Raw genomic sequence first — 12,777 nt, 5'->3', positions numbered from 1 at the left:
AAGGCTGGCCCGCGTCTGACATCGAAGCCCTCATGCCCTGGAACTTCAGGTCCGACGCCATCGGCTGACCGCTTACGTCGAGATTGATGTTTCGCAAAGCGTTCCACACGAAGACTGCGCGGCCGTCAGGCCATCCTGTGGTGTCGATGGCGTCCAACCCGGGGCCGGACGCCCACGTCAGACGCTGGGGATCCTCAATCAGCCGACCATTGCCGCGGTGGTTTCGGACAGCCGCGCCCCACGCTGTGTTGTTCCTTGCGACGAACGTTGTGACATTGCCCGCAAGAGGATCGGCTTCCGTCCCCACCAGGCGCCGCCATTCGGCCGCTTTGGCGGTCGGCAATAACGGAGCAAGTAGGCGCGGCTCCACTACGAACGCAACCGCAAGACGGACGTCGCTGATCGGCTTCGGCCCATCCATTGCTTTAAGAACCGCAGCCAAGATGGCGCCAGTGTCACCAGGGTGTGATTGTGTAATCCGAACCCACGCGTCATCAGGAGGTGTGCCCTCAAGCGGCATTGGCTGCGTCGGCCGAAGCTCGACCGGGCCGCCGGCCGCGTGTGATTCGGACAGCCGGTCATAAGCTTCAAGCACGAGACGACGCGTGCGGAACTCGCCCAGGGCGGACTCCTCGTTGCGCTTGAGACCGCGGAAGGTTTCGGACGGATAATCTGCCCCATGCGTGTCGGCCGGATCGAGCACGTAACGCAATTCGTCACGCGAAAGCCCGTACTTCAGCGAGAAGAAAGCATCGAGCTCAGCGCGCAGATCAGCGCGGCGGGCAGCATCGAAGGCGAATGGCGAACCCGACCATCCCAGGTCTTCGGCCCACGGCCGCATGGAGTGCGAAGTATAAGTGAGTTCGAGCACACGCGGCGTGATGAAGGCGGAGTCACTCCTGGTGAATTGGTGTGGAGCGAGGACGGGAAGCTGCTTCATGTAGTAGTACATGAACGATGTCCCGCCCGCTTTCTGACGCGCCGCATAATCGAGGGGGAGCGAGATCAGGTTTGCAAGAATTGGGACTGCCGATTTAGTTCCTAATGAATGGTGCATTATCAGAACTTTGTGCCCTACACCCGCCTTCGGAAACACACTCGCAATCACCGTTCGCTCGTCAGTGGATCGGCAAATATCCCGCCAGCCCATTAGCCAGCGCGGCTGCTTGCGATTGAGCAGGGCGGCGGTAAGCGCGAGCGGATCAACTGGGCCCACCTTGATAAAGGCGAGATCATCGTCAGAAAGGGGGGTCTCGCGGTTCATCTCACGCGCGCTGTTGGCCGATTTGTGCAGCCATGTCGCGAATTTGGCGCCGACGATACCGCGATCGAGCGCGCGTTGCCCAAGCACCTCTCGCAGACGCGCCCCCGCGCGGTCAGCGGAGCGCGCGAGGTTGCTCGGCTGCAAATCCTCTGGATCGAGCGTTCCTAAGACCCATTCCGCCAGCACCTTTAAGCAGCCTTCTGCATTCTCCTTGCGGAAGTACTGCTTGAGGCGGGCTGGCACGCGGGCCACGCGCAACTCAGTCTCGGTCTGCGGCACCCAGTACCAAGGATCAGCTTCGTAGTTCGGATTGTCCTTGATGGAATCAGGCGTCGGCGGCAGCGAGCCTTCGCCCGAGCGCTCAGAGAGGCCCGCATAGGAGCCAAAGCGATGATCGAAATGGTGGATCATCTTGGCCTCGTAGAGCGGCACAAAGGCTCGACTATCCCCATTGCGCCAATCCAATCCATCGCGGCTAAATCCCTCGCTAGCTAACTGCGCCGCGGTGCGGAACAACTTACTGTCCGACGACATATCGAACACTCGCTGGAAAGTAATGCCCCACGGATTCTCATCACCATCCGGGTGGTCCAGCCGCTCACGTATCAGAATCGGCGCCGCGCGATAGATCTTGCGCGTTAGGACCGCATCAAACTCCGTTCTGCAAATGGGGGATGTGCCAGTATTTGGGTTCAATTCAAGTATCTGAGCAGGAGTCAGTGTGAAATGACGCCGCTTGTCACCAAACTCCTCATCCGTTCGCGAAAAGAAACTGAAATTGACCGCCTCCGGACCCGTGTTCGCTTGCCCAACGGTCAGCAGGCAAAACTTGAATCGCGCGTGACCAATATCGTCAAAAAACCCAAGCCCGGTTTGGAAATCATGGAGGCTGAAGAGTTTTCGGTTGGCTACGAGGTCGCGGAAAAATGCGCTTGTCGAACTGTCGGTAGCGATTCCTGTCGGCACGATTATGCCAGCCCGTCCGCCCGCCCGAGCCAGTTGGGAAAATAGTTCGGCGAACAACGCATAGGTGTTCACGTCGCCGGCGCCGCTCAACGGAAACCGACTTGTTTTCCTCACGAACACGCTCGCCGCTTCGGACGTGCGTTTCGCGAACTGGAAGTCCGCCGCTAGCCGGGATTGCGCCGTGCCCTGCGCAGCATTCTTGAGTGCCTTGATGAGCTTTTCGCGTTCAGCTTTGTTGCTAGCCGTCGCAATATCGGGATCGCGGGCGGCGAAAAACTCCTTTTCCTGCAGTTTAATTCGTTCCCACGGTGGATTACCGATCACCACATCGAAGCCGCCGCGCGCCATAATCGCCGGGAACTCGAGCGGCCAGTGAAAGACGGCGACTGAGTGGGCGATCCTGTCGACCTCCGCCATGAGCGGTCCATTGAGCGGTTGCCCACGCGCTGCCATCCAGACGTGCTCGGTCTCCGGCATGAGCGGCCGGGCGAGGTTAGAGTCCTCCGAAACCGATCTGATCTTGGGAGTGAAAAACGCGGCGACGTAGGTGTCACAGGCGGTCTTTAGTCTCAGCCAGTTGGGCCCGCCGTGCAGCCGGGCAAAGGCAGCCTCTTTGGCGGCTACATCGGCTAGTGTGTCTTCCGGCATAGCCGTCAGCGCCTCCGCCGCGCCGATGAGGCCGGCTGGCGGCTTTAACTCGGCGAAAAGGCCGGTCGCGCCCTTGCCCTCCCGCTGTTCCTTGTTGCGGCGGGCATAGACCTTTGCCATTTCTACGTCGTCACCCTCAAGCACCTCGTAAGCGGCATCTGGGATGCCGCCCGCAAGACATGCGACGTCGAAGACACCGACGAGACTGTCACCACATCGGATATGACTATCTAAGAACGTGAGCGGCTTGCCGGGCTCAAGCGCCTCGATCCAAAGCGCGACCTTCGCAAGCTCCACCGCCATCGGGTTACGATCCACGCCGTGGATTGAATGGCGTACGACGTCCCGCATCGCCGCCGGGTAGTCCGGCGCCTCACTGTCGCGCAGTTGCGCCACACGCGCAGCCAACCGGCGTGCAGCACCGAGCAGGAAATGGCCTGAGCCGCAGGCTGGATCTATTACCGAAAGCTTGAGGATTGCGTCGGCGCCACCTTCCGCCTCGGCCCGTGTAAGCACAGGATCGAGGGTGGAATCGAGCAGCGTCTGCACGAGGCTGTCCGGCGTATAGTAGCTGCCGGACGTCTTGCGCGTGTTGCCCTTGGCTTCATCAGGGTCGGCAAAACTGAAGCGCCTTCCATGGTCCTCGCGGACCGGAACGAGCTCAAGCAATCCCTCGTAAACGGAGCCAAGTTCCTCCGTTGCCATATCGCGCCAATTCACCCGGACGCGCCGCCCATCTTCGATCAGCCAACTCAGGTGGAAGATGGCCCGCAAAAAAGCTCGGTTGGGCAGCTTCGCATCATCAATATCGGGCGTGGCGCCGCGTATGAAAAGCCCTCCAAGCGCTGGCAATCCCAGCAGCTTCTCGCTGCGCTCCAGACCGCGGAAAACGATCTTCGCCGCTTCCCAGGCGTCATGATGATGATCATGCGAAGAACGTCGCGCCGACCGCTCTCGCATATGGCTGAAGCCATATGCCGAATCATAGAGGTCGCGCGCCGCCTCCGATGCGTCGGGTCCATGCAGGAGCTCGCGATCCTCCGCGACCGCCAAGAAAATCAGCCGGTAGACGATACGCAGGAGCTGCTCGAACCAGCCTTGCATGGTGGTATGGTTTTCATCGAGCTTCACGCGGAGATCGGGATTCGCGTCCAGGAACCCCTGGCCAAGTGCGAGAAGCGCTTCCTTGACGCTCTTTCCAAGCCGATCACGTGCCGCGGTTCCGGCTCGCAATCCAGCCTCGCGCCAGCGCTCCAGCGCGCAATCGGCCGCGGCGGCACCCTCGCCGCCAAAGCGCGTGGCATGAATCAGCAGCCACGTCGCGGTAAAGTCCGCAAACATCTCGTCGCGGAAGATCGCGCCCAAGTCCGCTTCTATGTAGGCGGGCCGGGTGAAGCTGGCATTGTCCCGCATGAGGCGGACGCGGTCCCCGGCAAAGACGAGGCCCCATAAGAACTCGGAGTTGGCGTTCAGCCAATCCTGAAGCAGCACGCTTGGAGAACGTCGCGGGATCGTTCCGCCATGTTCGTCGCCCAGTTGCGGAAGCGCTTTGGTGAACGCATCCCCTTCCGGCAGGGGCGCCGCCACCACGATCGGCACTCGGCCGCCCTTTGCCTCAAGGGCAATGCGGTACGTATGGCCATCCCGCTGGTGAACGTTCGGGCCGCGCGGAGCTTCGAACCCGAACGCTTCCTCGAGCAGACTCTTCACAAAGGCGGTGGTCTGAGCCTCGTTGGGCGCCGGCAATTTGGCATAGGCCTGCCAGTGAGCTTGGCCGATCCTGAAGTAACGGGTGATCTCGTCTCGCAGGTTCGTCCCTTTGGGGCAGCCATAGTCCGCAGCTGCTTTCTGATCTGGAGCGGTGGCGGCGATGGCGGCGACCTGATCGGGAGAGATCAACCCTCCCTCGATCGCGACAGCGGTGAGCCCAATATTGGCGGCGCGCTTGAGATGCCGGGCCATCACTCGCCCTCCGGGAGGAGGACGTAGAGGCCGATGACGTCCGCCGGCAAAACGGGAACGACCTCAACCGTTGCCCCGCCGCGTGCGGCTTCCGTCAGCCGTAGATGGTCTGCAGAAAGCGCAGTGCCGCGCTCCGCTGCGAAGGCTGCTATCGCAGGCTGATAGCTCGCCAGTCGTTCATGAGCCCGCTGGAGCTGACGCGCGGCCGCAAGTTCATCGAGATTCCCTGCTGCCTCAGCCTCAAGGAGTTCAAGGGCGGACTGTCCTTCGAGGACCGACACCGGAGCTATTCCCCCAAACGCGATCCCTGTCGCTTCCTCAGCCAACAGCAGGCGGTTTGTGCGGCCGCTGGTTATGAGCTTGAAGCGAAGCCGCAACAGAATCAGCGTTGTCATCTGGGTGACCGCGTGCGTGCGCCAGGCGCCGCACCGGCCAAGGGGCCGGAACGCTGCCCCGTCAGGATCAAGCGCCCCCTCCGCCAAACTCTCGGCCAGGCTTGCGACAAGTGGGTGGACGCGCCCGAGATGCGTCACTCCGGGAGCTGGATCATCCTCGAAGCCAACTCTTCGTGTCCCACGCAGACCACGCGCTTCCAGTCGCTCCTTAATTGCCTCGGGCATCGCATCGAGATGAACGAAATGATGCTGCCCCGCCTTCTCCAATGGCGCTCCCACGCGCTTTAAGGCACGTTCGGTGAAGCGGGCTACTTCAGTCGGGCCGCCGTTCAGCGCGCGCATCTGCTGCCATTCAGGCAGCACCTCATCGGGCTTCAGGGCACCTTGCGCATATCGCGCGCGGCTTGCCTTCGCATTTTCCTCGGCATCGCGCCATTTGCTGTCGAGCCGTTCGCTTGAAAGACCGAAATCGAACGCCAGCTGATCGCGATGTCCTCCGGCACGAAGCATGAGCGCCTGCATGAGGGCCGATGTCACGCCGTCGCTGTCCTCGGGCATGGGCACTGAAATACCGGTCGCTTTGCGAATGGCTTCGGCTTTACGCAGAATGACCTGCAACACCGCCCCGTCGATCGCGCTGTTCTCGCCAAAGATCGTGACGGAGCGGACGATCGGCGACTGCTGACCAAATCGGTCAACGCGACCTTCCCGCTGCTGATGACGCGTCGGATTCCAACTGAGATCGTAATGAACCACGCCGTCGAACAATGCCTGCAGATTGATGCCCTCAGAGAGGCAGTCCGTCGCGACTAGGATCCGGCTCTCCGAGCTATCGAGCTGGTCGACACGGGCACGCCGCTCTTCAGGGGGCAGGCGTCCAGTCACAACTGCAACGTCAGCCTTTGGCCAAGCTCGCCTTATCTCTTCCCCCAGCGCCTCAGCCGTGGCGATGAACCGGCAGAAGATGACCGGCTTCGCTCCTTCCTGAAGCAGTCCTTTTAGAACCTTCAGTAGCCGGGCAACCTTGGGATCCTCGGCGCGACGGCTATCAAGTGACTCTGCCATGGAGATCAGCTTGGCGAGTTCACCGCGTTCCTCAGCGCTGGCGCTGGCCGTGCCAGGCTCGACATCGCCTTGGTCGAGCAGGCCTTCATCTTCGTCGAAGACGACTGGCTGCATCGCCTCTTCGTCCGCTACGCCGCACAAGCGATTGCGAAGTGCATTGGTCGCGGCCGCCGGCGAGGAGCCGACGCATCGCATCAGCGCGAGCGTTCCCCAGAAAGCAAGCCGCCGGCTGCGTTGGTCGGTACCGGCCCGCTGCGTGACGGACAGGCAGTAATCGAGAACGCGATCATGGAAGGCGGCGAATTCGCCGCTGAGGCTGAAGGGCTCGTCCTTCACATGATGGACGGGGAATGTTCGTTTCTCGTGCCAGCCGGTCTCAGTAATATCGGGGCGGCGCCGCTGAACGTAATGCTGAGCGAGGCGGCGAGCATATCGGGCACGGGCATTCTCATCGCCCTGCGGACCTCCTGCGAAGTCCGGGCTAATGAGGCCCAACAGCCGGTCGAATGCAGCTTCGTCGCCGCTGTGCGGCGTTGCCGTCAGCAGCAGCATATGGCGCTCTTCATCAGAGGCCAAGCGTTCGAGAAGCTCGAAACGCTGATGTCTTCCACGGTCTCCGCCGATGCAGGCGTGCGCTTCGTCGACGATCACGAGGGACGGGCAGGCCCTTGCGAATTCGTCGCGGCGGCTATCGGCCTTGATGTAGTCGAGGCTGACGACGGTGTGCGGATAGGCCTCGAACAGGCTTTGCGCAGCGGGGAGACCGCGCTCCAGGCTGCGAGCCCTGGCCGATGTTACGGCAACAGCGTCGATGTCGAACTTTTCTGCAAGTTCGCCCACCCATTGCTCAACGAGGTGCGGCGGACACAGCACCGAGAACCGGTCAATGAGGCCGCGGTCGAGCATCTCGCGGACGATCAATCCTGCCTCGATCGTCTTGCCGATCCCCACATCGTCGGCGATCAGCAGCCGCACGACCGGCAGCTTCAAGGCCATCATCAGCGGCACGAGCTGATAGGCGCGCGGCTCCACGCCGAGATGCGCGGCGCTCCGGAACGGGCCTGCGCCGCGGCGAAGCGACAGACGGAGCGCATCCGCCAGCAACCGCGCACCATCCTGGGTGTCCCGCCGCTCAGGTGTTGGTGGAGCAAATCGCGCGGGCCTGACGGGATTGACTTCAAGCGCAAGCGCAATCCGCTGCGCATCGGCCTCCGAACCCGACAAGGGCCGGACGTTGAGGATGTCATCGTTAGGAGACGGCAGAACAACCCACTCTCGTCCCCGCGCCTCGACAAGATCCCCCGGCGAAAATCTGACCGCTTCCACTATGCCGCCCCCAACAACTCAACCAATTCTCTCGGCGCCGCTTCGCCAGGCACATCAGGAAGCTCGACGACATCCACCCCCAAGTCGGCACATGCCGAAGCAAGTCCGTCCGGCACACGTCCTGATACCGCGAGCACTTGGAAGCTTGGCCAATAGAGGTCGTATACAGCGCCGCCGACCTTGCGCGAGGATGGCGCAGGCAAGCCCCACCGGCGTATCGCGCTAAGCCAGTCGCTTGCGACCTCCACCGGTCCAGCCTCCGCGATCTCAGGCTCTGCGAGCTGGCAGAGAAAGGTCGTGACCTCCGCATCGCGCCGATCGATCAGATTGTGGTCTGGCTGGTTGAAGTATGAGAGCAGGCAGCGATAACAGCCGGCGACGCAGGCATCCGACCGCTCCTCGAGGCTTCCCCCGTCCGACGGGAAATCATAGTGCATGAGGTCGAGCGCCTGGCGCGCTATCTCCGCCATCCGGCGAGGATCGGAGACGAGGCGGTTCAGAACCCCAGCTCCACCTTCGGTCGCCTCGTAAAGTAGGATCGCCTTGCGGTTCTCGCGCGTGGGCAAAGGCTCACCCAAGAGCTCCCCTTCCTCGAGCTCGGCAACGATCTGGATGCCCCTGAGAAGGGCGTGCTGAAGGGTCGCCATCTGCCGCTCTTCGAAATGCCCAAGCGGCCGCACCAGGAGCGCATTCTTGTGATCTTCGACGATCGGCACGATCCGCTGCGACTTGGGGATGGTGACATCAATGTCATCGTCATCCCCGCCGTTGAGCGTATCCTTGACCCATCGGCCCGACATCGGATCGATGCAGAAGCCGTTTATCGACTTCTTCCGCCGGCGAAGTCCCTTGTTGATGCGCGATAGCTTTGCGCGCGCGCCGTAATCGAGAAGCAGAATCGGCTCTCCTCGCGAGCGCAAGGTGAGCGTGCGGATATCAGGAACGCCTTTTTCGAATTGCCATTGGAAGACGGTCTGGATCTCAAAGCCGCGCCTCTGGCGGTCTTCATCATTCGCCGTGATCCGAGACGACGGTGCGGTTTCGACATTGTCGATCCGATAAACATTATCGAGCCGATCCACGCCGGCCAGTGACGCGCTGCAGGCATGGCATCGCTCCAGCTTGTCATCGGCGTGAGCCGCCCCGCACTCGGCGCACAAGATGAGGCTGTTGGTTGCAAGCTTGCCATCATCGAGACGGCCATGCGCCGGCAGCTTCGCACGGACGACCCGGTAGGCGCGCCCTTCATGATAAATCAGGCTGTTAGGGCCAAATTCGGAGATCGCGAGGAAGCGCGGCCTTTGCAGGACTGCCGCGCGCTTGGTCGCAGGAATGAATGCGTAAAGCGGAAGGCGCGGGAAATTGTAGCCCGGCAAAAATCCCTCGGTCGCCAAATAGCGATATGTGTAAAAGTCCGAGCCGTTCGAGGCCTGTCCCCGCTCAAGCATGTCGAGCTCTTCTGTCGCGCGGAAATGACGGCGCGCCGCCTCCTTCCGCTCGCCCGGCTTAAATGACGTCTTTTGCTGAATTTGATGCGCCTCTTCCTGCTCACGGCGGGCGCTTCGGTAGAGCTCCCGCCATCGGCCGAAGCTGGCAGCGAAATTTTGCGCTGCTTCCCTGTTGGTCTCATCAACAAAGGCATCGATGTCGGCCAGCCAAGGCGCATCGACCAGCTCGACCGCGCTGGCAGTTTGCTCAAGAAGGCGCCGCATCGTGGGCTTTGCGGTCCCACTCGCTATAAGTTTTGCAAAGGCGGCATCGATCTCATCGGAGACGGCCATCTCCGGCGTCGCCATGTTCAAGTTTTCAGGGATCGACGGCTTCAGCGGCACGACAGCCGCCGCCAACCATTCTGCGTGCAGATGGCTTCGCAGCAGATCGCGATTGGCAAGATCCAGGGCCGGCGGCTTCACCACGCCCGCAACGAGCCCTTGACGATTATTGAAGTAATACTGGTCGTGGGGAGACTGGGCGGCGCAATAGGTGACAACAAGCGCTGCTTGACCGCTGCGGCCGGCACGGCCCGCCCGCTGCACGTAGTTCGCCGGTGTCGGCGGCGCATTCCGGAGATAGACAGCGTTCAGCGCGCTGATATCAACTCCGAGCTCCATTGTTGGCGAGCAGAACAGCGCTGGAAGGAAGCTGGCTGGCTCGCCTTCCTGACGCATTTCGTCTCGGTTCTGGGCGATCCTTTCAATATCCGACTTCCCGAATCGGAACCGGTCTTCGCGCCAAGCGCGAACTTTCTGGTCGACCTGAGCCGTGTGCTCCCGAGCCTCGAAGGCAAAGGGCAAGTTGCCCTCCTGCCTGAGCATCTCGGCAACTTCCTCATAGAGCGTCCGGAAAAAGGGATTCTCTCGTTTTCCGTCGGCCCTCTTGGTTGCCGGAAAGAGGCGCAAGGCGGTCGATGATAGGCGCCACGCAGGAGCCTCGCCGCCTGTAATCACCCGGCGGATGACCTGGTGATTTTCGGCTGCACGCAGTAGCGTCGCGATAACATCGTCATATTCTTTGACGGGGAGTGGCTCGCCCCACAGATCCTTGTTACGGAGGGCCTTGCCCAGCGCCGTCCGCCAGCCGCCCCGCACGATAAGCACATCTTCCGCGGCGCTGATCTCAGCCTTGCTCGGCGGATCGATCATCAAGAACCCGGCCTGCCGCAGTTCCTGTTCTTCGTTCTGATCGATGAGCCAGGGATCGCGGAGGTGATTTCGCGACGTCTCGGCGACCTGCAATGTCCGCTGGCGATCCAGCGCTTCGGTCGCGATGGCAAGGCCGCGACGCATATAGTCGAAAAGCAGATTGAAGAGCCTGCCGCGCAACTGGGGGGTGGCGGCCGCCAGTCGCGGATTGTCGGCGAACTCTTCATCGTCGCCCGCTAGTTCGCCCAATCCAGGAAACCGCACCTCCACAAGGCCAGCCTCTTCGAGATTGGGATTTGTGAAGCGCCAGCCTTTGCGAAGATCCGCCCACACGCGATGTGCCAGGATCGACGTCAGCACTTCCTCGGCCGCCTGGCGATTGTGAAATCCCTTTACACGCGGATCGGCCATCCAGTCGGACAGACGGTCAGGTTCCTCAAGGTCGAAGCCAAGCGCCTTGCGAACCGCCTCCCCGAACCGAACATCTGTGAGGCCCTTCTCACCTGCGTCACGTACGGCGCGTAAGATACCGCCACGGAGCAAACTGACGAAAATGAAGTCGTTGAAATGCCCCGCCTGCAGGGCCGCATCTTGGCGATTATCTGTAAAACCCAGAAGCTTGCGGGTGCTCTCCTCAAGAGTACCGTCCGCCTCCATCCATGCCAAAATGGTCGAGACGATAAGCGTCGTCGCAGAACTTCGCCCTTCGGCCGATAGACCTGCCAGCTTATTGATGTCACGTGCCTGTTGTGGCGGCTGATGACGGCAATGGGGGCAAAAGCGATACTTGCCGGCGAAGAACCAGGCCGGCACTCCGTCATCGGCGAGCGATCCATCAGGCTTCACAAGGAGAAGCTGCCCTTCGTGCTTGCCGCGATGCCCCGCTTTCAGCCGCTCCTGTCCCGCCGGCGTCGTTTCTTGCCAATCATCTGGATAGTCGGCGACAGCGCCGCCGAACAAGAAGTCGGCATTCGTCGCGGGGACCAGGAAGCCCGTCCGTGATCCATCTGGTTCCGGGTCTTCGCTTGCCGGGTCGTCAATCGGTCGTGCGAGAACCCGAATACCGTCGAGCGCATTCTCAATCCGAACGCTGTGATGCTCTTGCCCGCATTCACGGCAGAAGAAGACTGGATATAGGCGCGCGTTCGGATCGGATGGATGAAAGACCTGTCCTTCCAGAACGACACGCCGATCGGTGGCGGGCTCGATCGTTGCGTACGCATGCCCAGCGCCAGAAATGAACCGATGAAGCTTAAACGCCAGGAATGCCCGGTCGCTGACGCCGCCACGAAGATCTTCGCGGCGTCCCATCAACGACAGCATCCCGGAAAGAGCGGCTCTGCATTCTCCTGAAGGAATGTGTGTCTGGGCCGCGAGTTTGGAGCTCGCGTCGCTCAAGGTCATGGGCGGGCGACGGCGCAGTTTTTCGCCCTCGACAAGCCCAATCTCAGTCTCGATCCAGCAGGCAAGCGGATGGCCGTGCAGCTCCTCGTCCGTCAGGCTTTCCGGAATCGGCGCCAGAACCGCATCCGGGAGTGCTGCTCCGAGGCTTGTGCTGTTGATCCGGGGGTTGGTTGCCCTGGCGAGATTCTCATCGATGATCGATGCCGAACTGAGTTCTTCCCCAAAAATCAACTTGCCGACGCGGGCAACGGCGCTTGCTCGTTCGATCTCGTCCTGCGCGCTCGACATCGTAGCTGACGTACCGATGCACAGCAGCTTTCGCTCTTTAACAAGGCGGTCCTTCACGCGACGCACCAGCATCGCGACATCCGCCCCCTGGCGGCCACGATAGGTGTGCAGTTCATCCAGCACCAAGAAATCCAGGCCGGATGCATTGGCGATAACGGCACGATCGAGCTCATCCTGACGCGTCATGAGCAGCTCGAGCATCATGAAGTTCGTCAGCAAAATGTCGGGCTTGGCCTTGGCGATGGCCTGTCGCTCTGCGTCGCTCTCCTGTCCCGTATAGCGACCGAAGGTCGGGCGCAGCTCCTCATTGACCCCCGAGCCGCCGATGAACTTTTCCAGCTCCTCAAGCTGACTGTTGGCCAGCGCGTTCATGGGATAAATGATGATCGCACGCGTCCGCTGCGCCTCGCCTGCGCGCCGCGCGCGAACGACTGCATCGACGATCGGCAAGAAAAAGCACAGCGATTTTCCGGACCCAGTGCCGGTGGTTACGATGAAGCTCTCACCATTGCGGGCTTTCACAACAGCGCGCTCTTGGTGACGGTGAAGCTTGATCGGCGTCCGGTCCGGACCGTTTGCGAATATCTTACTGAGAGCCGGATCCAGCACGTCTTGCGCGACAAGCTGATCAATCGAATGACCGGCCTCAAAATGCGGATTGATGGTAATGAGTGGCTCGGGCCAAAAGCGCTGCTCATTGTAAGCAGCATCTACCTGGGCACGGATTTCCGGCGCGCGGATCTCGGAAAAGGAGCGAGCAAATGATTCATATCGTTCGATCAGCGCTCGATCGAGCTTAAAGATATCCACGCCGCCC

General features: G+C 61.3%; 3 protein-coding genes. All 3 read right to left on the bottom strand.

The features are described 5' to 3' along the window. A partial coding sequence (locus AC1Q6Z_RS32920) for an Eco57I restriction-modification methylase domain-containing protein (RefSeq protein ID WP_492650429.1) occupies positions 1–4,840 on the bottom strand: 4,840 nt, incomplete at its 3' end. After that, positions 4,840–7,626, bottom strand: a complete 2,787-nt coding sequence (locus AC1Q6Z_RS32915; RefSeq protein WP_492650428.1) for a DEAD/DEAH box helicase — start codon at positions 7,624–7,626, stop codon at positions 4,840–4,842. The genes AC1Q6Z_RS32915 and AC1Q6Z_RS32920, both read right to left, overlap by 1 nt. Then, a complete protein-coding gene (locus tag AC1Q6Z_RS32910; RefSeq protein ID WP_492650427.1) occupies positions 7,626–12,770 on the bottom strand; it encodes a DEAD/DEAH box helicase in 5,145 nt (1,714 codons plus the stop codon). The genes AC1Q6Z_RS32915 and AC1Q6Z_RS32910 overlap by 1 nt, the downstream gene beginning before the upstream one ends. Positions 12,771–12,777 lie beyond the last annotated feature (7 nt).

Source organism: Shinella sp. GW835-FHT14H05 (assembly GCF_058793575.1).
This window is presented reverse-complemented; position numbering and strand designations above follow the sequence as displayed.